21 protein-coding genes are annotated in these 20,436 nt (G+C 54.6%); 19 read left to right on the top strand and 2 right to left on the bottom strand.

All coding sequences use genetic code 11. The features are described 5' to 3' along the window. The 4 genes from WLO31_RS05770 to nei are packed head-to-tail and all read left to right on the top strand — an operon-like array spanning position 1 to position 3,157. On the top strand, positions 1-744 hold the full coding sequence (locus WLO31_RS05770; protein WP_435929546.1) for a type 2 GTP cyclohydrolase I: 744 nt from the start codon (positions 1-3) through the stop codon (positions 742-744). Between the two features lie 20 nt (positions 745-764). After that, the gene (gene pxpB, locus WLO31_RS05775) at positions 765-1,421 is read left to right on the top strand and encodes a 5-oxoprolinase subunit PxpB (RefSeq protein WP_435929547.1); all 657 of its coding nucleotides are present in this window, start codon (positions 765-767) and stop codon (positions 1,419-1,421) included. Further along, complete coding sequence (pxpC, locus tag WLO31_RS05780) at positions 1,415-2,347, top strand: 5-oxoprolinase subunit PxpC (protein ID WP_435929548.1); 933 nt, start codon at positions 1,415-1,417, stop codon at positions 2,345-2,347. The genes pxpB and pxpC overlap by 7 nt, the downstream gene beginning before the upstream one ends. 18 nt (positions 2,348-2,365) lie before the next feature. Continuing rightward, entirely contained in the window at positions 2,366-3,157 is a 792-nt protein-coding gene (nei, locus tag WLO31_RS05785) for an endonuclease VIII (protein WP_435930525.1), read from the top strand. 93 nt (positions 3,158-3,250) lie between these two features. Here nei and WLO31_RS05790 read toward each other — a convergent pair whose 3' ends face one another. Both WLO31_RS05790 and WLO31_RS05795 read right to left on the bottom strand, forming a co-directional pair. Then, entirely contained in the window at positions 3,251-4,537 is a 1,287-nt protein-coding gene (locus tag WLO31_RS05790; RefSeq protein ID WP_435929549.1) for a citrate synthase, read from the bottom strand. A gap of 206 nt (positions 4,538-4,743) precedes the next feature. Further along, positions 4,744-4,902: a hypothetical protein gene (locus tag WLO31_RS05795; protein WP_435929551.1), complete on the bottom strand. Its 159-nt coding sequence runs from the start codon at positions 4,900-4,902 to the stop codon at positions 4,744-4,746. 279 nt (positions 4,903-5,181) lie between these two features. Between WLO31_RS05795 and sdhC the strand changes: the two genes are divergently transcribed. From sdhC to tolR, 15 genes are all read left to right on the top strand, one after another. Beyond that, entirely contained in the window at positions 5,182-5,586 is a 405-nt protein-coding gene (gene sdhC / locus WLO31_RS05800) for a succinate dehydrogenase cytochrome b556 subunit (RefSeq protein WP_435929553.1), read from the top strand. Further along, the gene (gene sdhD, locus WLO31_RS05805; protein WP_435929554.1) at positions 5,580-5,927 is read left to right on the top strand and encodes a succinate dehydrogenase membrane anchor subunit; all 348 of its coding nucleotides are present in this window, start codon (positions 5,580-5,582) and stop codon (positions 5,925-5,927) included. The genes sdhC and sdhD overlap by 7 nt, the downstream gene beginning before the upstream one ends. After that, complete coding sequence (gene sdhA, locus WLO31_RS05810) at positions 5,927-7,693, top strand: succinate dehydrogenase flavoprotein subunit (protein WP_435929555.1); 1,767 nt, start codon at positions 5,927-5,929, stop codon at positions 7,691-7,693. Before sdhD ends, sdhA begins: the two co-directional genes overlap by 1 nt. A gap of 15 nt (positions 7,694-7,708) precedes the next feature. Then, positions 7,709-8,425, top strand: coding sequence for a succinate dehydrogenase iron-sulfur subunit (locus WLO31_RS05815; RefSeq protein WP_435929556.1), 717 nt, complete (start codon positions 7,709-7,711; stop codon positions 8,423-8,425). A 199-nt stretch (positions 8,426-8,624) separates the two neighbouring features. Further along, positions 8,625-11,432: a 2-oxoglutarate dehydrogenase E1 component gene (gene sucA / locus WLO31_RS05820; RefSeq protein ID WP_435929557.1), complete on the top strand. Its 2,808-nt coding sequence runs from the start codon at positions 8,625-8,627 to the stop codon at positions 11,430-11,432. A 14-nt stretch (positions 11,433-11,446) separates the two neighbouring features. Beyond that, the gene (odhB, locus tag WLO31_RS05825) at positions 11,447-12,673 is read left to right on the top strand and encodes a 2-oxoglutarate dehydrogenase complex dihydrolipoyllysine-residue succinyltransferase (RefSeq protein WP_435929558.1); all 1,227 of its coding nucleotides are present in this window, start codon (positions 11,447-11,449) and stop codon (positions 12,671-12,673) included. A 130-nt stretch (positions 12,674-12,803) separates the two neighbouring features. Beyond that, positions 12,804-13,970: an ADP-forming succinate--CoA ligase subunit beta gene (gene sucC, locus WLO31_RS05830; protein WP_435929559.1), complete on the top strand. Its 1,167-nt coding sequence runs from the start codon at positions 12,804-12,806 to the stop codon at positions 13,968-13,970. Beyond that, on the top strand, positions 13,970-14,842 hold the full coding sequence (gene sucD, locus WLO31_RS05835) for a succinate--CoA ligase subunit alpha (protein ID WP_435929560.1): 873 nt from the start codon (positions 13,970-13,972) through the stop codon (positions 14,840-14,842). The genes sucC and sucD overlap by 1 nt, the downstream gene beginning before the upstream one ends. A 755-nt stretch (positions 14,843-15,597) precedes the next feature. Then, the gene (gene cydA, locus WLO31_RS05840) at positions 15,598-17,166 is read left to right on the top strand and encodes a cytochrome ubiquinol oxidase subunit I (RefSeq protein ID WP_435929561.1); all 1,569 of its coding nucleotides are present in this window, start codon (positions 15,598-15,600) and stop codon (positions 17,164-17,166) included. Positions 17,167-17,181: 15 nt separating this feature from the next. Then, the gene (gene cydB, locus WLO31_RS05845) at positions 17,182-18,321 is read left to right on the top strand and encodes a cytochrome d ubiquinol oxidase subunit II (RefSeq protein ID WP_435929562.1); all 1,140 of its coding nucleotides are present in this window, start codon (positions 17,182-17,184) and stop codon (positions 18,319-18,321) included. A 14-nt stretch (positions 18,322-18,335) separates the two neighbouring features. After that, positions 18,336-18,446 carry a cytochrome bd-I oxidase subunit CydX gene (gene cydX / locus WLO31_RS05850; RefSeq protein ID WP_167609089.1) on the top strand — a complete coding sequence of 37 codons (111 nt, stop codon included), beginning with the start codon at positions 18,336-18,338 and terminating at the stop codon, positions 18,444-18,446. Next, positions 18,446-18,739 carry a cyd operon protein YbgE gene (gene ybgE / locus WLO31_RS05855; protein WP_435929563.1) on the top strand — a complete coding sequence of 98 codons (294 nt, stop codon included), beginning with the start codon at positions 18,446-18,448 and terminating at the stop codon, positions 18,737-18,739. Before cydX ends, ybgE begins: the two co-directional genes overlap by 1 nt. 147 nt (positions 18,740-18,886) lie before the next feature. Further along, on the top strand, positions 18,887-19,291 hold the full coding sequence (gene ybgC, locus WLO31_RS05860; RefSeq protein ID WP_435929564.1) for a tol-pal system-associated acyl-CoA thioesterase: 405 nt from the start codon (positions 18,887-18,889) through the stop codon (positions 19,289-19,291). Continuing rightward, on the top strand, positions 19,288-19,974 hold the full coding sequence (gene tolQ / locus WLO31_RS05865; RefSeq protein WP_167609080.1) for a Tol-Pal system protein TolQ: 687 nt from the start codon (positions 19,288-19,290) through the stop codon (positions 19,972-19,974). Before ybgC ends, tolQ begins: the two co-directional genes overlap by 4 nt. Before the next feature lie 10 nt (positions 19,975-19,984). Next, the gene (tolR, locus tag WLO31_RS05870) at positions 19,985-20,410 is read left to right on the top strand and encodes a colicin uptake protein TolR (RefSeq protein WP_121267100.1); all 426 of its coding nucleotides are present in this window, start codon (positions 19,985-19,987) and stop codon (positions 20,408-20,410) included. Positions 20,411-20,436 lie beyond the last annotated feature (26 nt).

The following is a 20,436-nucleotide window of genomic DNA, read 5'->3' on the forward strand; positions in this document are numbered from 1 at the left end:
ATGAAAAATAGCGAACTGGAACGCCTGATCGATGAGAAACTCAACAGCGCGGCGATAAGCGATTACGCGCCAAACGGCCTGCAGGTTGAGGGACGCGAGGAGATTCGCAAAATCATTACCGGCGTAACGGCAAGCCAGGCGCTGCTGGACGAGGCGGTGCGGCAGAATGCCGACGCGGTGATTGTGCACCACGGCTATTTCTGGAAAGGCGAATCACCGGTTATTCGCGGCATGAAGCGTAACCGTCTGAAAACGCTGCTGGCGAACGACATCAATCTTTACGGCTGGCATTTGCCGCTGGATGCGCATCCGCAGCTGGGTAATAACGCGCAGTTAGGCTCCCTGTTGGGCATTGAAACTAAAGGTGAAATAGAGCCTTTGGTGCCGTGGGGAGAATTTCCAGCGCCGCTTTCCGGGGTGGAGCTTGCTTCATGGATTGAGATACGGCTTGGCCGCACGCCGCTGTGGTGCGGCGATACCGGGCCGGAAAACATTCGTCGCATCGCCTGGTGCACCGGGGGTGGGCAAAGCTTTATCGACAGCGCCGCGCGTTTTGGCGTGGACGCGTTTATTACCGGCGAAGTTTCCGAACAAACCATCCACTCGGCGCGTGAACAAGGCCTGCATTTTTATGCCGCCGGCCACCACGCGACCGAACGCGGCGGCATCCAGGCGCTGAGCGACTGGCTCAACAGCGAAACGGATCTGGACGTTACCTTTATCGATATTCCTAACCCGGCATAACGCGATATTCAGGAGGAAAAGTGCAAAGAGCGCGGTGTTATTTACTAGGCGAAAGCGCGGTGGTTCTGGAGCTGGAGCCGCCGATATCCCTTGAGAGCCAGCAACGTATCTGGGGACTGACCCGCAGGCTGGAAGAAGCCGATGCGGTACGGGAGGTGATCCCGGGCATGAATAACATTACGGTCGTGCTGCGCGAGCCGCAGAGCCTGGCGCTGGACGGCATCGAACGGATCCAGCGCTGGTGGGAAGAAAGCGAAGCGATGATCCCTGACTCACGGCGCATTGAGATCCCTGTTCTCTACGGCGGCGAAGTCGGGCCGGATCTTGACGTGGTTGCGGAACATAGCGGCCTGACGCCCCGTCAGGTTGTGGAGCAGCATTCCGGCGCTGAATATGTGGTTTATTTCCTCGGCTTTCAGCCCGGATTTGCCTACCTCGGCGGGCTTGCTGCGTCGTTACAAACACCGCGCCGCGCTGAGCCTCGCTTGCTGGTGCCGGCGGGTTCCGTCGGCATCGGCGGCAGCCAGACGGGAATTTATCCCCTTGCGACGCCCGGCGGCTGGCAGATTATCGGCCAGACATCCGTAAAACTGTTTAACCCTGCGATGGAATCGCCAGCGTTGTTAGCGCCGGGCGATACCGTGCGCTTTGTGCCTCAGAAGGAGGGCGTGTGCTGAAGATTATTCGTGCCGGGATGCACACTTCTGTGCAGGATAGCGGGCGCTATGGCTATCGTCAGCTGGGCGTCAGCCGCTGCGGCGCGCTGGACGGGCCGGCTTTGCGCATCGCCAATTTGCTGGTGGGAAATGACCCCGAAAGCGCCGCGTTAGAAATCACGCTTGGTCAGTGCGTGATTGAGTTTACGCAGGATGGCTGGTTTGCTTTAACAGGGGCGGGCTGTCATGCGGAGCTGGACGGTCATGCTGTCTGGACGGGATGGCGGCTGCCGGTGAAAGCCGGGCAACAGCTCCGTCTTCAGTCTCCGCAAAGGGGCATGCGCAGCTATGTCGCCGTTGCGGGCGGGCTGGATATCCCTTTATTGATGGGATCGGCAAGCACCGATTTGAAAGCGCAGGTCGGCGGATTTGCCGGACGCCTGTTACGGGACGGCGATACGATCCCGCTTCTGCCTTCAACGCGCCATTTCCGCGAGGCGCGCGGCGTAAAACAGCTCCTGTGGGGCAATCGCATTCGTGCGCTCCCGGGGCCTGAATATCACGAGTTTAGCCGTTCCGCGCAGGAGAGCTTCTGGCGCCTGCCCTGGCAGCTCAGCCCGCAGAGCAACCGGATGGGTTACCGTTTCCAGGGGCAGCGTTTAGAACGTAATACCGATCGCGAGTTGTTATCCCATGGCTTGTTGCCGGGCGTCGTGCAGGTGCCGCATAACGGCCAGCCGATCGTCCTGATGAACGATGCGCAGACAACCGGCGGCTACCCGCGAATCGCCTGCGTGATTGAAGCGGATATGTATCATCTGGCGCAGCTGCGCCTGGGCGAGCCGATCCATTTTGTGCAGTGCACGCTGGAAGAAGCGCTTAAGGCTCGCCACGAGCGGCAGATCTACCTTGAGCAACTGGCCTGGAGGCTGAATGATGGCGACTGATTTAACCCGGGGGTTATGATGCCTGAAGGACCGGAAATCAGACGGGCGGCGGACGCGCTTGAAGCCGCCGTTCTGGATAAGCCTTTAACCGATGTCTGGTTTGCTTTTCCCGAATTGAAAAGCTTTGAACAGGCGTTAATCGGGCAAAAAGTTGAGCGTATAGAAACGCGTGGAAAAGCGCTGCTGACGCGTTTCTCCAACGGAAACACTTTGTACAGCCACAATCAGCTTTACGGCGTGTGGCGCGTGGTTAATTCGGGGGAAATACCGCAAACCACGCGCGTGCTGCGCGTAAAGTTGCAGACGGCGGACAAAGCTATATTGCTCTACAGCGCCTCCGATATTGCCATGTTCGACGATGAACAGCTGCTGAAGCATCCCTTTTTGCTGCGCGTAGGGCCGGATGTGCTGGATTTAACGCTGACGGCGCAGCAGGTGAAAGAGCGTCTTTTGTCGGCGCGATTTCGTAAGCGACAGTTCAGCGGTCTGCTATTGGATCAGGCTTTTCTCGCGGGGCTGGGTAACTATCTGCGGGTTGAAATCCTCTGGCACGTCGGGCTTGCCCCGCAGCACAAAGCGCAGGATCTTACAGACGTTCAGCTCGACAGGCTGGCAAACGCGCTGCTGGATATCCCGCGACTTTCGTACAATACGCGCGGCAGCGTGGATGAAAATAAACACCACGGCGCTATTTTTAGCTTTAAGGTATTTCATCGGGCGGGGAAGAAATGCGAGCGTTGCGGCGGGGTGATAGAGAAAACGATGCTTTCGTCGCGGCCTTTTTACTGGTGCCCTCGTTGTCAGCTTTAAAGCTTACCGGCGGATGCGCTGACGCTTATTCGCCCTACGTTCGCCTGAACAATCGTAGGGCCGATAAGCAATGCGCCATCCGCCAGCCAGCGCTTATTTTTTCAAATCAGATTTGAAATCACGCTGCTCATAGCCGGTATACAACTGGCGTGGACGGGCGATTTTGATGCCGTCGTCGTGCATTTCATTCCAGTGCGCAATCCAGCCCACGGTACGCGCCATCGCGAAGATAACGGTAAACATGGAAGAAGGAATGCCCATCGCTTTCAGAATGATGCCGGAGTAGAAGTCCACGTTCGGGTAGAGTTTCTTCTCGATAAAGTACGGGTCGTTAAGCGCGATATGTTCAAGTTCCATCGCCACTTCCAGCAGGCTGTTATCTTTCAGATTCAGCTCTTTTAGCACTTCATGGCAGGTTTCACGCATTACGGTGGCACGCGGGTCGTAATTTTTGTACACGCGGTGGCCAAAGCCCATCAGGCGGAAAGAATCGTTCTTGTCTTTCGCGCGGCGGATGAATTCCGGAATGTGTTCAACGCTGCTGATCTCTTCGAGCATCTTCAGCGCGGCTTCGTTAGCGCCGCCGTGTGCTGGTCCCCACAGGGAAGCGATACCGGCAGCGATACAGGCGAATGGATTTGCCCCGGAAGAGCCTGCGGTACGCACGGTTGAAGTGGAAGCGTTTTGCTCGTGGTCAGCGTGCAGGATCAGGATCCTGTCCATTGCGCGTTCCAGAATCGGGTTAACTTCGTATTTCTCGCACGGCGTGGAGAACATCATATTCAGGAAGTTACCGGCATAGGAGAGATCGTTGCGCGGATAGACGAAAGGCTGACCGATAGAATATTTGTAACACATCGCGGCAACGGTCGGCATTTTGGAGAGCAGACGGAAGGCGGCGATATCGCGGTGACGCGGGTTATTCACATCCAGAGAATCGTGATAGAACGCGGCCAGCGCGCCGGTCACGCCGCACAGAACGGCCATTGGATGCGAGTCACGACGGAAACCGTGGAACAGACGGGTAATCTGCTCGTGGATCATGGTGTGGCGGGTGACGGTAGTCTTGAATTCGTCAAACTCTTCCTGGGTCGGCTTTTCGCCATACAGCAGGATATAACTTACTTCGAGATAGCTGGAGTGGGTCGCCAGTTGATCAATCGGGAAACCACGGTGCAGCAGGATGCCTTCGTCACCATCGATAAAGGTGATTTTTGATTCGCATGATGCGGTGGAGGTGAAACCCGGATCAAAAGTAAACATACCTTTAGAACCAAGACTACGGATATCAATTACATCCTGACCGAGCGTGCCTTTTAGCACATCCAGTTCGATAGCATCATCACCATTGTAGGTGAGGGTTGCTTTTTTATCAGCCATTTACGGTCTCCTTAGCGCCTTATTTCATAAGACTGCGGGCGCCCGATTTGCATTCGAGCCCGCCATGTTCATTACCAGTTTGTTATTTGGCTCGCAGCTCTGTTTCGAAAGGGATACAGCCAGGGTACAGAGCGATGGGCGCTTGCAGGTAACGTAGCCACGCAGGCGAAAAAACAGCAAATCAGGGTGTTAGCAGTCCATATCATTCAAACCTGTCTACCACTAATAACTGTCCTGATTGACTGGGTCAAGACCGACACACTGTTACATAACTTATTCTCAGGTGAAAGGCTGACCCTATAACTTTTACGAATTATACGGCTTTTCTGGCCTTGTTTGTAACAATAATGTTTAACTTTTGTCAAATCAGATGATTAAATTTTAAAATAATGTTGTTATCGTGATCCTGCTCACTGTTCCGAGCAAAACCCTTCAAACTATATGTAGGTTAATTGTAATGATTTTGTGAAGAGCCTATACTGCCGCCAGGTCTCCGGAATACCTTGCCACCGGGCGCCACCCAGCGTTGTAGCCAGCTTTTTTGGCGTCTGGACGTAGCTGTTTTTGCATGACGCACAGTTATAGAAAGTTCACGCTGTCTGACCCCGCCTGCAGATCCGGAGGAAGGAAACAATAAGAACAGCATGTGGGCGCTATTCATGATAAAAAATGCGAAGAAACAAAGACCTGTCAATCTGGATCTCTCAACGATTCAGTTTCCCGTGACTGCCATCGCTTCCATCCTCCATCGTGTATCCGGCGTGATCACCTTTGTGGCTGTCGGCATTCTGCTTTGGCTGTTAGGTCTGTCACTCTCCTCTCCTGAAGGTTTTCTCTCTGCCTCATCAATGATGAGCGGCTTCTTTGTTAAGTTCATTATGTGGGGCATTCTTACCGCGCTTGCTTATCACGCCGTTGGCGGGATTCGCCATATGATGATGGATGTCGGTTATCTGGAAGAAACTTTTGCAGCGGGCAAACGATCCGCAAATATCTGCTTTGTTTTAACTGTCGTGCTTTCAATTCTCGCAGGAGTCCTCGTATGGTAAGCAATGCCTCCGCATTAGGTCGCAATGGCGTGCATGACTTTTTGCTGGTTCGTGCCACCGCCATCGTACTCACCCTGTACATTATCTATATGATCGGTTTTTTCGCCGTTACCGGCGATGTAACCTATGAAGTCTGGCGTGGATTCTTCGCCTCCGCCTTCACCAAAGTGTTCACCCTGCTGGCTCTGTTTTCGATTTTAATCCATGCCTGGATTGGCATGTGGCAGGTGTTGACCGACTACGTTAAACCGGTAGCGATTCGTCTTGGGTTACAGCTTCTTATCGTTGTGGCTCTGCTGGTGTACGTCATTTATGGATTTGTTGTGGTGTGGGGTGTGTAATGAATTTACCAGTCAGAGAGTTTGATGCAGTCGTCATCGGTGCCGGTGGCGCAGGTATGCGCGCCGCGCTGCAGATTTCCCAGTCGGGCCAGACCTGTGCCTTGCTGTCTAAAGTCTTTCCAACCCGTTCCCATACCGTCTCCGCGCAGGGCGGTATTACCGTAGCGCTTGGTAATACCCACGAAGACAACTGGGAATGGCATATGTATGACACGGTAAAAGGTTCCGACTATATCGGTGACCAGGACGCCATTGAATATATGTGTAAAACCGGCCCGGAAGCGATTCTGGAGCTGGAACATATGGGTCTGCCGTTCTCCCGTCTTGACGACGGAAAAATTTATCAGCGCCCGTTTGGCGGCCAGTCGAAGAACTTCGGCGGCGAACAGGCGGCGCGTACCGCAGCGGCGGCCGACCGTACGGGCCATGCGCTTCTGCATACGCTTTATCAACAGAACCTGAAAAACAAAACGACGATTTTCTCCGAGTGGTATGCATTAGACCTGGTGAAAAACGACGATGGCGCAGTCGTGGGCTGCACCGCGCTGTGCATCGAAACCGGTGAAGTGGTTTACTTCAAAGCGAAAGCAACCGTGCTGGCGACCGGCGGCGCGGGCCGTATTTATCAGTCCACTACTAACGCTCATATCAACACCGGCGACGGCGTTGGCATGGCGCTGCGCGCAGGCGTGCCGGTACAGGATATGGAAATGTGGCAGTTCCACCCAACCGGGATCGCCGGTGCGGGGGTTCTGGTTACCGAAGGGTGCCGTGGCGAAGGCGGCTACCTGCTGAATAAACATGGCGAACGCTTTATGGAGCGTTATGCGCCGAATGCGAAAGACCTTGCAGGTCGTGACGTGGTGGCGCGTTCCATCATGATCGAAATCCGTGAAGGCCGCGGCTGCGAAGGTCCATGGGGCCCGCACGCAAAACTGAAGCTCGATCATCTGGGCAAAGAGGTGCTCGAATCCCGTCTGCCGGGCATTCTGGAACTCTCCCGCACCTTCGCGCACGTTGACCCTATTAAAGAGCCAATCCCGGTTATCCCAACCTGCCACTATATGATGGGCGGTATTCCGACCAGAGTCACCGGCCAGGCGCTGACGGTGAATGAGCAGGGTGAAGACGTTGTGATTCCAGGCCTGTTCGCCGTAGGCGAAATCGCCTGCGTATCGGTACACGGCGCTAACCGCCTGGGCGGCAACTCGCTGCTGGACCTGGTGGTATTTGGGCGCGCGGCCGGCCTGCACCTGCTGGAATCTATCGCCGAACAGGGCGAGCTGCGCGATGCCAGCGAAGAACAGATTAATGCTGCGCTGGAACGCCTGAACCGCTGGAACGGTAACCGCGACGGTGAAGATCCGGTGCAAATTCGTAAAGATTTGCAGGAATGCATGCAGCATAACTTCTCGGTATTCCGCGAAGGCGACGCGATGGCCAAAGGGCTTGAGCAACTGAAAGTTATCCGCGAGCGCCTGAGAAACGCCCGTCTTGACGACACCTCCAGCGAATTCAACACCCAGCGTGTGGAGTGCCTGGAGCTGGATAACCTGATGGAAACCGCTTTTGCCACCGCCGTTTCTGCTAACTTCCGCACTGAAAGCCGTGGCGCCCATAGCCGCTTCGACTATCCGGACCGTGACGATGCGAACTGGCTGTGCCACAGTCTGTATCTGCCAGATTCAGAAAGCATGACCCGCCGCGAGGTGAACATGCAGCCGAAACTGCGTCCGGCATTCCCACCGAAAGTGCGTACTTACTAATAGCGGAGCAAAGTGATGAAACTCGAATTCTCTATTTATCGCTACAACCCGGACGTTGACGATGCTCCGCGCATGCAGGAGTACAGCCTGGAAGGAGAAGAAGGGCGCGACATGATGCTGCTCGACGCGCTTATTCAACTGAAAGAACAAGATCCGACGCTGGCGTTTCGCCGCTCTTGCCGTGAAGGCGTTTGTGGCTCCGACGGCGTGAACATGAACGGTAAAAACGGTCTGGCCTGTATCACGCCAATCTCCGCGCTGGGTAACGGGAAACAGAAAATTGTTATCCGCCCGCTGCCGGGTTTACCGGTCGTAAGGGATCTGGTGGTGGACATGGGGCAGTTCTATGCCCAATATGAGAAGATTAAGCCTTACCTTTTGAATAATGGGCAAAATCCACCGGCTCGCGAGCATTTACAGTCGCCGGAGCAGCGTGAAAAACTGGATGGTCTGTACGAGTGCATTCTGTGCGCCTGCTGTTCGACCTCCTGCCCGTCGTTCTGGTGGAATCCGGACAAGTTCATCGGTCCGGCAGGTTTGCTGGCCGCCTATCGCTTCCTGATCGACAGCCGCGACACCGAGACGGCTAATCGTCTGGACGGAATGAGCGACGCTTTCAGCGTATTCCGCTGCCATAGCATCATGAACTGCGTCAGTGTATGCCCTAAGGGGCTGAACCCGACGAAAGCCATCGGCCATATTAAGTCGATGCTGCTGCAAAGAAGCGCTTAATGTTATTCCCCCTCCCGGCGGGGAGGGGGAGTTGCAGGAAACCTTTAAAAACTGCCATGTAGACAGTTTTTAAAGGTTCCTTCGCGGGCCGTCTTACTACGGCAACAGGTCCGCTGAAAGTGAACCCTGGAATGTGTACCAGACGTGTACGCTATAGTTATCCACGGCGAATAAGCAGAAAAATGCTTAAGGGATCACGATGCAGAACGGCGAAATGAAAGCCTGGCTGGATTCCTCTTACCTGGCGGGTGCGAACCAGTCCTGGATAGAGCAGCTCTATGAAGACTTCTTAACCGATCCTGACTCTGTTGATGCGCACTGGCGCTCAATGTTCCAGCAGTTACCCGGAACCGGAGCCAGAGCGGATCAATTCCATTCTAAAACACGTGATTATTTCCGTCGTCTGGCGAAGGATGCCTCACGTTACTCCACCGCGATAACCGACCCTGACACCGATGTTAAGCAAGTCAAAGTGCTGCAGCTTATCAACGCATGGCGCTTCCGCGGCCATCAGGCGGCTAATCTCGATCCGCTTGGCCTGTGGAAACAGGACGCGGTTGCCGATCTCGATCCGGCTTTCCACAACCTGACGGATGCCGATCTTCAGGAAACCTTTAACGTGGGTTCTTTTGCCAGCGGCAAAGAGACCATGAAGCTTGCCGACCTGATTGACGCGCTGAAACAAACCTACGGCGGCTCCATCGGCGCGGAATATATGCATATCACCAGCACGGAAGAGAAGCGCTGGATCCAGCAGCGTATCGAATCGGTGGTGGGGCACTCTACCTTTACGGCCGAAGAGAAAAAACGCTTCCTGAGCGAGCTGACCGCCGCTGAAGGCCTGGAGCGTTATCTGGGGGCGAAATTCCCGGGGGCGAAACGCTTCTCGCTGGAAGGCGGCGACGCGCTGGTGCCAATGCTCAAAGAGATGATCCGCCACGCGGGCAAGAGCGGCACGCGTGAAGTGGTACTGGGGATGGCGCACCGCGGCCGCCTCAACGTGCTGATCAACGTATTAGGTAAAAAACCGCAGGACCTGTTCGACGAGTTCGCGGGCAAGCATAAAGAACATCTCGGCACGGGTGACGTGAAGTACCACATGGGCTTCTCATCCGACGTTGAAACCGAAGGCGGCCTGGTTCACCTGGCGCTGGCGTTTAACCCGTCGCACCTGGAAATCGTAAGCCCGGTGGTTATCGGTTCCGTGCGCGCGCGTCTGGACCGTCTGGACAAACCAGGCAGCAACCAGGTTCTGCCGATTACCATCCACGGCGATGCCGCGGTAGCCGGCCAGGGCGTGGTTCAGGAAACCCTGAACATGTCCAAGGCTCGCGGTTACGAAGTTGGCGGCACCGTACGTATCGTTATCAACAACCAGATTGGTTTCACCACCTCCAACCCGCTGGATGCGCGTTCCACGCCGTACTGTACCGATATCGGTAAGATGGTGATGGCGCCGATTTTCCACGTTAACGCCGACGATCCGGAAGCGGTGGCGTTCGTAACCCGTCTGGCATTAGATTTCCGTAACACCTTCAAACGAGACGTCTTTATCGACCTGGTTTGCTACCGTCGTCATGGCCATAACGAAGCTGATGAGCCAAGCGCAACCCAGCCGGTGATGTACCAGAAAATCAAGAAACACCCGACGCCGCGTAAGATTTATGCCGATCGTCTGGAGCAGGAAAATCTGGCGACGCTTGAGGATGCTACCGAAATGGTGAACCTCTATCGCGACGCGCTGGACGCCGGTGAATGCGTGGTGAAAGAGTATCGCCCGATGAACATGCACTCCTTCACCTGGTCGCCGTACCTTAACCACGATTGGGATGAAAGCTACCCGAACAAGGTTGAGATGAAGCGTCTGCAGGAGCTGGCCAAACGCATCAGCAGCGCGCCGGAATCCGTAGAAATGCAGTCCCGCGTGGCGAAAATCTATAGCGATCGTCAGGAAATGGCGAACGGCACCAAGAAATTCGACTGGGGCGCGGCTGAAAATCTGGCTTACGCTACGCTGGTTGATGAAGGCGTCTCCGTGCGTCTGTCCGGTGAAGATGCTGGCCGCGGTACGTTCTTCCATCGTCACGCTGTGATTCACAATCAGACCAACGGTTCTACCTATACTCCGCTTCAGCATGTCCATAACAGCCAGGGCGAGTTCAAAGTCTGGGACTCCGTGCTGTCTGAAGAAGCCGTGCTGGCCTTTGAATATGGATACGCAACCGCCGAACCTCGCACGTTGACCATCTGGGAAGCCCAGTTCGGCGACTTCGCGAACGGCGCACAGGTTGTTATCGACCAGTTCATCAGCTCCGGCGAGCAGAAATGGGGCCGTATGTGCGGTCTGGTAATGCTGCTGCCGCACGGCTATGAAGGTCAGGGCCCTGAGCACTCCTCTGCGCGCCTTGAGCGTTACCTCCAGCTTTGCGCCGAGCAGAACATGCAGGTTTGCGTGCCGTCTACTCCGGCGCAGGTTTACCACATGCTGCGTCGTCAGGCGCTGCGCGGTATGCGTCGTCCGCTGGTGGTGATGTCGCCGAAATCCCTGCTGCGTCATCCGCTGGCGGTTTCCACGCTGGACGAGCTGGCGAACGGCACCTTCCTGCCTGCGATTGGCGAAGTTGACGAGCTGGATCCGAAAGAAGTTAAACGCGTGGTACTGTGTTCCGGCAAGGTGTATTACGACCTGCTTGAGCAGCGCCGTAAGCGCGATCAAAAAGATGTAGCGATTGTGCGCATTGAGCAGCTCTATCCGTTCCCGCACCAGGCGGTGCAGGAAGCGCTGAAGCCGTTTGCTCACGTGCATGATTTCGTATGGTGCCAGGAAGAGCCGCTTAACCAGGGCGCATGGTACTGCAGCCAGCACCACTTCCGCGAAGTGATTCCATTTGGATCTGCTCTGCGTTATGCAGGCCGTCCGGCCTCCGCCTCTCCGGCGGTAGGGTATATGTCCGTTCACCAGAAACAGCAGCAAGATCTGGTTAATGACGCGCTGAACGTCGATTAATTAAAGGATAAAAAATGAGTAGCGTAGATATTCTAGTTCCTGACCTGCCTGAGTCCGTTGCCGATGCGACCGTCGCCACCTGGCATAAAAAACCGGGTGATACCGTGACCCGTGACGAAGTGCTGGTAGAAATCGAAACTGACAAAGTGGTACTGGAAGTACCGGCGTCTGCAGATGGTGTCCTGGATGCTGTTCTGGAAGATGAAGGCACGACGGTGACCTCGCGTCAAATTCTGGGCCGCCTGCGTGAAGGCAACAGCTTCGGGAAAGAAACCTCAGCTAAAGCCGACAGCAAAGAATCCACGCCGGCGCAGCGTCAGCAGGCTTCCCTGGAAGAACAAAATAACGACGCGCTTAGCCCGGCTATTCGTCGCCTGATCGCCGAGCATTCTCTGGATGCCAGCGCTATCAAAGGCAGCGGCGTTGGCGGACGTATCACCCGTGAAGACGTTGATAAGCATCTGACCCAGGCGAAAGCGGCTCAGCCAGCTCAGGCAAAAGCCGCGCAGGAGACCAAAGCGCCGGCAGCTCCTCTGGCTGGCCGCAGCGAAAAACGCGTGCCGATGACTCGCCTGCGTAAGCGTGTTGCCGAACGCCTGCTGGAAGCGAAAAACTCCACCGCCATGCTCACCACCTTCAACGAAGTGAACATGAAGCCCATTATGGAACTGCGTAAGCAGTACGGTGAAGCCTTCGAGAAACGTCACGGCGTGCGTCTGGGCTTTATGTCCTTCTACATTAAAGCGGTTGTTGAAGCGCTGAAACGCTACCCGGAAGTGAACGCTTCTATCGACGGCGAAGACGTGGTTTACCACAACTACTTTGACGTCAGCATCGCGGTATCCACGCCGCGTGGCCTGGTTACGCCGGTGCTGCGCGATGTCGACACCATCGGTATGGCCGATATCGAAAAGCGCATCAAAGAGCTGGCGGTGAAAGGCCGTGACGGCAAGCTGACCGTTGAAGACCTGACCGGCGGTAATTTCACCATCACCAACGGCGGCGTGTTTGGCTCCCTGATGTCCACCCCGATCATCAACCCGCCGCAGAGCGCGATCCTGGGCATGCACGCTATTAAAGATCGTCCAATGGCGGTTGACGGTAAAGTTGAGATCCTGCCGATGATGTACCTGGCGCTCTCTTACGATCACCGTCTGATCGATGGCCGCGAGTCCGTAGGTTATCTGGTAGCCATTAAAGAGCTGCTGGAAGATCCGACTCGTCTGCTGCTGGACGTGTAGTAAACCTCTGGCGGGTGGCGCTTTGCCTGCCCGCCCTACAAATATCACCTGACTTGTAGGTCGGATAAGCGAAGCGTCATCCGACGTGGATTGATGACCTACCCGTATTTATGAAGGATGGATAGAACAGATGAACTTACACGAATATCAGGCGAAACAATTGTTTGCTCGGTATGGTTTACCGGCGCCAGTCGGTTACGCCTGCACCACACCGCGTGAAGCTGAAGAAGCTGCCTCAAAAATTGGCGCAGGTCCGTGGGTGGTGAAATGTCAGGTTCATGCCGGCGGCCGCGGTAAAGCGGGCGGCGTGAAAGTGGTTAACGGCAAAGAAGAAATTCGTGCCTTTGCTGAGCACTGGCTTGGCAAACGCCTGGTGACCTATCAAACGGACGCTGGCGGCCAGCCGGTTCACCAGATTCTGGTCGAAGCTGCCACCGACATCGATAAAGAGCTGTATCTTGGCGCGGTTGTAGACCGCAGTTCGCGTCGCGTAGTGTTTATGGCTTCCACCGAAGGCGGCGTGGAAATCGAGAAAGTCGCGGAAGAAACCCCGCATCTGATTCATAAAGTTGCGCTGGATCCGCTGGCGGGGCCAATGCCTTACCAGGGTCGCGAGCTGGCGTTCAAACTGGGTCTGGAAGGTAAACAGGTTCAGCAGTTCACCAAAATCTTTATGGGCCTGGCGAATATCTTCCTTGAGCGTGATTTGGCGCTGATCGAAATCAACCCGCTGGTTATCACTAAGCAGGGCGATCTGGTGTGCCTCGACGGCAAACTGGGCGCCGACGGCAACGCGTTGTTCCGCCAGCCGGAGCTGCGTGAAATGCGTGACCCAAGCCAGGAAGATGCTCGTGAATCTCAGGCTGCGCAGTGGGAGCTGAACTACGTAGCGCTGGACGGCAACATCGGCTGCATGGTTAACGGCGCGGGCCTTGCGATGGGCACCATGGACATCGTTAAGCTGCACGGCGGCGAACCTGCTAACTTCCTCGACGTTGGCGGCGGCGCAACCAAAGAGCGCGTTACCGAAGCGTTCAAAATCATTCTGTCTGACGACAAAGTGAAAGCCGTGCTGGTCAACATCTTCGGCGGCATCGTGCGTTGCGACCTGATCGCGGACGGTATTATCGGCGCGGTTGAAGAAGTCGGCGTAAACGTTCCGGTTGTGGTTCGTCTGGAAGGCAACAATGCCGATCTTGGCGCGAAAAAACTGGCTGACAGCGGCCTGAACATCATTGCAGCGAAAAGTCTGACGGATGCAGCACAGCAGGTTGTTGCTGCCGTGGAGGGGAAATAATGTCCATTTTGATCGATAAAAACACCAAGGTAATTTGCCAGGGCTTTACCGGCAGCCAGGGGACTTTCCACTCCGAGCAGGCGATTGCATACGGCACGCAGATGGTTGGCGGCGTAACGCCTGGTAAAGGCGGCACCGAGCACCTCGGCCTGCCGGTCTTTAACACCGTGCTTGAAGCCGTAGAAGCAACGGGCGCTACCGCGTCTGTTATCTACGTTCCAGCTCCGTTCTGCAAAGATTCCATTCTGGAAGCTATCAACGCCGGTATTAAGCTGATTATCACTATCACCGAAGGTATTCCGACCCTGGATATGCTGACGGTAAAAGTCGCGCTGGATGAAGCTGGCGTGCGCATGATCGGACCAAACTGTCCGGGCGTTATCACCCCGGGCGAGTGCAAAATCGGTATTATGCCGGGCCACATTCACCTGCCGGGTAAAGTGGGCATCGTTTCCCGCTCCGGTACGCTGACCTATGAAGCGGTTAAGCAGACCACCGATATCGGCCTGGGCCAGTCCACCTGCGTGGGCATCGGCGGCGACCCGATTCCTGGCTCCAACTTCATCGATATCCTGCAGATGTTCCAGGAAGACCCGAAAACGGAAGCCATCGTGATGATCGGTGAGATCGGCGGCAGCGCGGAAGAAGAAGCGGCAGCCTACATCAAAGCGCACGTAACCAAGCCGGTTGTGGGTTACATCGCCGGTGTAACGGCGCCTAAAGGCAAACGTATGGGACACGCGGGTGCCATCATTGCCGGTGGTAAAGGCACCGCGGATGAGAAATTCGCAGCGCTGGAAGCCGCGGGCGTGAAAACCGTTCGCAGCCTCGCTGATATCGGCGAGACCCTGAAGGCGATTCTGCCGCAGTAATCGTTTCTTCGCTCTGGCGAAGAAACCGCAGAACTAATAATAAATGTTCGACATGGTTGGCCACCCTTTGGGTGGCCTTTTTTATGGCGGGCGCTGTGTTCCCTTTTTTAACCTTTATCCTCTGTAACCGCTAAAAATCACCATATGTTAATTAACTCGTCATTAAAAGTTAATTAATTGTGTATTTTACGCCAAAGAGCGGTCTGTTTTTAAATAAGTTAAGAAAAAGAATAGAACGGGCTCTGCAAATATGGATACTTAGCCGCCCGTGTAAATAGCGGGCAAATATTATAGCTGATTTTTATGAAAGTAACGCCGCTGCAGGATTAAAAACACTTTATTAACAATATTTTTACCATTCATTCTTAAATGAAACCTGATTAACAAAAAGCGTTAATACTTGCGCCAGATCAATATCTAAGGCTGGATTAATAGCGCCGAAAAGGGGAAAATTGCTACAGATCAAGCCAACGCTGTAGTAAAATTTTTGCTATAAATTGATCGCCGTTGAGAAACGTAAAAAAGGCTAAGCAAATACCTATTTATTGTAAGGGCATTGCAAGGTAATATATTTGCGAATTCTACTGGAGCATTAATTAACGTATTTGTAACCTTTCCTCTTTTGCTTTCACATTTAAAAAATGGGCGGCAAAAGGGCGTGCGGAAGCGAATGTTTTTGTATCAGGGCATGCATTGTGGGGCGCTAAGCTTGCAAACCACGGTTGAAGTCTTTATGCGAAGAGCAAGGAGTCAAGATGTTTGATATTGTCGAACTGTCGCGCTTACAGTTTGCCTTGACCGCGATGTACCACTTCCTTTTTGTGCCACTGACGCTCGGTATGGCGTTCCTGCTGGCCATCATGGAAACGGTTTACGTGATGTCAGGTAAACAAATTTATAAAGATATGACCAAATTCTGGGGCAAGTTGTTTGGTATCAACTTTGCGCTGGGCGTCGCCACCGGTTTGACCATGGAGTTCCAGTTCGGAACCAACTGGTCATACTATTCGCACTACGTGGGTGACATTTTTGGTGCGCCGCTGGCCATTGAAGGCCTGATGGCATTCTTCCTCGAATCCACCTTCGTTGGTCTGTTCTTCTTCGGTTGGGATCGCCTCAGCAAAGTGCAGCACATGGCGGTAACCTGGCTGGTCGCGCTTGGCTCCAACCTCTCCGCGCTATGGATTCTGGTTGCCAACGGATGGATGCAAAACCCCATCGCTTCGGATTTCAACTTCGAAACCATGCGTATGGAGATGGTCAGCTTCTCCGAGCTGGTGCTTAACCCCGTAGCCCAGGTTAAATTCGTTCACACCGTGGCTTCCGGCTACGTTTGCGGCGCGATGTTTATCCTCGGCATCAGCTCTTACTACATGTTAAAAGGCCGTGACTTCGCGTTTGCGAAGCGCTCTTTTGCCATTGCAGCAAGCTTCGGTATGGCGGCAATCCTGTCCGTTATCGTGCTGGGTGACGAGTCCGGCTATGAAATGGGCGATGTGCAGAAAACCAAGCTGGCCGCCATCGAAGCCGAGTGGGAAACGCAACCCGCTCCGGCAGCCTTTACGCTGTTTGGTATTCCAGACCAGGAAAACCAGGAAAACCGCTTTGCGATCCAGATCCCTTACGCGCTGGGCATCATCGCTACACGCTCTGTTGATAAGCCGGTCACCGGCCTGAAAGAGTTGATGATACAACACGAAGAGCGTATCCGTAACGGCATGAAGGCATACAGCCTGCTTGAAGAGCTGCGTGCCGGATCAACGGATCAGGCCGTGCGTGACAACTTCAATAACGTTAAGAAAGACCTTGGCTATGGCCTGCTGCTGAAACGCTATACCCCGAACGTCACCGACGCGACGGAAGAGCAGATTCAGCAAGCGACGAAAGATTCTATTCCACGCGTTGCGCCGCTCTATTTCGCGTTCCGTATCATGGTGGGATGTGGCTTCCTGATGCTCTTTATTATCGCAGCGTCGTTCTGGACCGTCACTCGCAACGCTATCGGCTCGAAAAAATGGCTGCTGCGCGCGGCGCTGTACGGTATTCCGCTGCCGTGGATCGCGATTGAATCCGGCTGGTTTGTTGCTGAATACGGCCGTCAGCCCTGGGCGATTGGTGAGGTGCTGCCGACGGCGGTCGCCAATTCATCTCTGACCGTGGGCGATCTGCTCTTCTCCATGATACTGATTTGCGGTCTGTACACGCTGTTTATGGTGGCGGAGCTGTTCCTGATGTTCAAATTTGTTCGCCTCGGGCCGAGCAGTCTGAAAACAGGTCGCTACCACTACGAGCAGTCCACCGTATCTTCTCAGCCGGCACGCTAAGTCAGGAGTCGTGAAATGATCGATTATGAAGTATTACGTTTTATCTGGTGGCTGCTGGTTGGCATTTTGCTGATTGGCTTTGCCGTCACCGACGGCTGGGATATGGGCGTCGGCATGCTGACCCGTTTCCTGGGCCGTAACGACACCGAACGCCGTATCATGATCAACGCTATCGCCCCGCACTGGGACGGTAACCAGGTATGGCTTATCACCGCAGGCGGCGCGCTGTTTGCCGCCTGGCCGATGGTTTACGCAGCGGCGTTTTCCGGCTTTTATGTGGCGATGATCCTGGTGCTCGCCTCCTTGTTCTTCCGTCCGGTTGGTTTTGATTACCGCTCGAAGATTGAAGACACGCGCTGGCGTAACATGTGGGACTGGGGCATCTTTATCGGCAGCTTCGTTCCACCGCTGGTGATCGGCGTGGCGTTTGGCAACCTGTTGCAGGGTGTACCTTTCCATATGGATGAGTACATGCGCCTGTTCTATACCGGCAACTTCTTCCAGTTGCTGAACCCGTTCGGCCTGCTGGCGGGCGTGGTGAGCGTCGCGATGATCCTGACGCAGGGCGCAACTTACCTGCAGATGCGCACCGCTGGTGAAGTCTATTTGCGCTCCCGTATCACTTCGCAGGTTGCCGCGCTGGTGACAATGGTGTGCTTTGCCCTGGCGGGCATCTGGGTGATGTACGGCATCGACGGCTATGCGGTGACCTCCGTTATGGACCACCATGCGCCTTCGAATCCGCTGGCAAAAGAGGTGGTGCGTGAAGCGGGCGCCTGGCTGGCGAACTTTAACGCTATGCCGGCTCTGTGGGCGATCCCGGCGCTGGGCGTGGTTCTGCCGCTGCTGACCGTGTTGACCGCGCGTATGAACCGTAGCGCGTGGGCGTTCTTGTTCTCATCCCTGACGCTTGCCTGCATCATTCTGACGGCGGGTATTGCGATGTTCCCGTTCATCATGCCGTCCAGCACCGTGCTGAATGCGAGCCTGACGATGTGGGATGCGACCTCCAGCCAGTTGACGCTGAACGTCATGACGTTTGTGGCTGCGGTCTTCGTGCCGATCATTCTGGCCTACTCGGCGTGGTGTTACTGGAAAATGTTCGGCCGCATTACCAAAGAACATATTGAAAGCAACACCCACTCTCTGTACTAAGTAAGGAGCTGATTATGTGGTATTTTGCATGGATTCTGGGAACGCTTCTTGCCTGTGCATTTGGCATCATTACCGCGCTTTCGCTTGAGCACATTGAAGCGAAAGCGGGTAAAGAAGAACGCTAATGGAAGCGATTATCGCAAAGCTGTATGCGGTAATGGATAAGAGCCCCCTGCGGGCTCTTTCCTTCATCATGGCGTTAGCCCTGGCCGGCTGCATCTTCTGGGACCCGACGCGCTTTGCGGCGAAGACCAGCGAGCTGGAAATCTGGCACGGTTTTCTGCTGATGTGGGCCGTCTGCGCCGGCATGATCCACGGTGTGGGATTTCGTCCGAAGAAGACGCTCTGGCAGGGCATTTTTTCTCCTTTAGTGGCGCAGCTGGTGCTGCTGGCCGGGCTGCTGTTTTTCTTCTTCTGAAGATGACATCAGGCTAATCTGATTTACCTGAATTTTATGGGCTTTACCGGGCCCATAAATATTTATCTAACCTTTAATACAACCCATTCCCAACCCCCATCCTCTTGCGTATAGTAGCAACGTTTAATTGCATTACCGGGATGTCTTGTGAGTACAACGCTGTTTCGATGGCCGGTTCGTGTCTACTATGAAGATACCGATGCCGGTGGTGTGGTTTACCACGCCAGTTATGTTGCTTTCTATGAAAGAGCACGCACTGAGATGCTGCGTCAGCACAGCTTTCACCAGCAGGATTTGCTGGCGGAGCGCATCGCCTTTGTCGTACGCAGGATGACAGTCGATTATCTTGCGCCTGCCCGACTCGACGATTTACTCGAAATCCAAAGTGAAATTACCTCGATGCGAGGCACATCAATGGTGTTTACGCAGCGAATAGTCAATGCCGATGGGCGGATACTCAATGAAGCTGAGGTCCTTATCGTCTGCGTTGATCTTCTCTCAATGAAGCCTCGTGCGCTTCCCAAGTCTATTGTCGCGGAGTTCAAGCAGTGACTGACATGAATATCCTTGATTTGTTCCTGAAGGCGAGCCTTCTGGTCAAATTTATCATGTTGATTTTGATTGGTTTTTCCATTGCATCATGGGCGATCATCATTCAGCGAACGCGAATCCTCAATGCCGCCACCCGTGAAGCGGAAGCGTTTGAAGATAAGTTCTGGTCGGGCATTGAATTGTCCCGTCTCTATCAGGAAAGCCAGGGCCGCCGTGACAGCCTTGCCGGTTCCGAACAGATTTTCTATTCGGGATTTAAAGAATTTGCCCGACTGCATCGCGCCAATACTCATGCTCCGGAAGCGGTGGTGGACGGCGCTGCGCGCGCGATGCGTATTTCAATGAGCCGCGAGCTTGAAACCCTCGAGACCCATATTCCTTTCCTCGGCACCGTGGGTTCCATCAGTCCTTACATCGGTCTGTTTGGTACGGTATGGGGGATTATGCACGCCTTTATCGCCCTGGGTGCGGTAAAACAGGCGACGTTGCAGATGGTGGCGCCGGGCATCGCAGAAGCATTGATTGCCACCGCGATTGGTCTGTTTGCCGCCATCCCAGCGGTAATGGCGTACAACCGTCTGAACCAGCGCGTGAACAAACTGGAATTGAATTACGACAACTTTATGGAAGAGTTCACAGCTATTCTGCACCGTCAGGCTTTTACCAGCAGCGATAAGCAGTAAGGGGTAAGTCATGGCCAGACGTACACGCGGTCGTCGTGAACTAAAGTCAGAAATTAACATCGTGCCTCTGCTGGACGTGCTGCTGGTGCTGCTGCTGATCTTTATGGCCACGGCGCCCATCATCACCCAGAGCGTTGAGGTGGATCTGCCGGATGCGACAGATTCACAAACGGTAAGCAGTAACGATGAGCCTCCGGTCATTATCGAAGTGTCCGGAGTGGGGCAGTACAGCGTGGTGGTGGAAAAAGATCGTATGGAACAGTTGCCGTCCGAACAGGTTGTTGCTGAAGCCCAGCGCCGCCTGCAGGCCAATCCTAAAACGGTCTTTTTGATCGGTGGTGCGAAAGATGTCCCCTATGAGGAGATCATTAAGGCACTCAACCTGCTGCACAGCGCAGGGGTGAAATCCGTCGGTCTGATGACGCAGCCAATCTGATCCATCTCGCTATATTTGGGAACTGA

It is taken from the genome of Dryocola sharpae, from assembly GCF_051307055.1.
GTDB lineage: Bacteria > Pseudomonadota > Gammaproteobacteria > Enterobacterales > Enterobacteriaceae > Dryocola.

What these genes read in the sequence shown, in the direction of transcription:
- WLO31_RS05815 (WP_435929556.1), top strand. Translation starts at nt 7,709, where the DNA reads ATGAAACTCGAATTCTCTATTTATCGCTACAACCCGGACGTTGACGAT.
- tolR (WP_121267100.1), top strand. Translation starts at nt 19,985, where the DNA reads ATGGCCAGACGTACACGCGGTCGTCGTGAACTAAAGTCAGAAATTAAC.
- WLO31_RS05790 (WP_435929549.1), bottom strand. Translation starts at nt 4,537, where the DNA reads ATGGCTGATAAAAAAGCAACCCTCACCTACAATGGTGATGATGCTATC.
- odhB (WP_435929558.1), top strand. Translation starts at nt 11,447, where the DNA reads ATGAGTAGCGTAGATATTCTAGTTCCTGACCTGCCTGAGTCCGTTGCC.
- WLO31_RS05770 (WP_435929546.1), top strand. Translation starts at nt 1, where the DNA reads ATGAAAAATAGCGAACTGGAACGCCTGATCGATGAGAAACTCAACAGC.
- nei (WP_435930525.1), top strand. Translation starts at nt 2,366, where the DNA reads ATGCCTGAAGGACCGGAAATCAGACGGGCGGCGGACGCGCTTGAAGCC.
- sucC (WP_435929559.1), top strand. Translation starts at nt 12,804, where the DNA reads ATGAACTTACACGAATATCAGGCGAAACAATTGTTTGCTCGGTATGGT.
- cydB (WP_435929562.1), top strand. Translation starts at nt 17,182, where the DNA reads ATGATCGATTATGAAGTATTACGTTTTATCTGGTGGCTGCTGGTTGGC.
- ybgE (WP_435929563.1), top strand. Translation starts at nt 18,446, where the DNA reads ATGGAAGCGATTATCGCAAAGCTGTATGCGGTAATGGATAAGAGCCCC.
- sucD (WP_435929560.1), top strand. Translation starts at nt 13,970, where the DNA reads ATGTCCATTTTGATCGATAAAAACACCAAGGTAATTTGCCAGGGCTTT.
- cydA (WP_435929561.1), top strand. Translation starts at nt 15,598, where the DNA reads ATGTTTGATATTGTCGAACTGTCGCGCTTACAGTTTGCCTTGACCGCG.
- sdhD (WP_435929554.1), top strand. Translation starts at nt 5,580, where the DNA reads ATGGTAAGCAATGCCTCCGCATTAGGTCGCAATGGCGTGCATGACTTT.
- sdhC (WP_435929553.1), top strand. Translation starts at nt 5,182, where the DNA reads ATGTGGGCGCTATTCATGATAAAAAATGCGAAGAAACAAAGACCTGTC.
- sucA (WP_435929557.1), top strand. Translation starts at nt 8,625, where the DNA reads ATGCAGAACGGCGAAATGAAAGCCTGGCTGGATTCCTCTTACCTGGCG.
- sdhA (WP_435929555.1), top strand. Translation starts at nt 5,927, where the DNA reads ATGAATTTACCAGTCAGAGAGTTTGATGCAGTCGTCATCGGTGCCGGT.
- cydX (WP_167609089.1), top strand. Translation starts at nt 18,336, where the DNA reads ATGTGGTATTTTGCATGGATTCTGGGAACGCTTCTTGCCTGTGCATTT.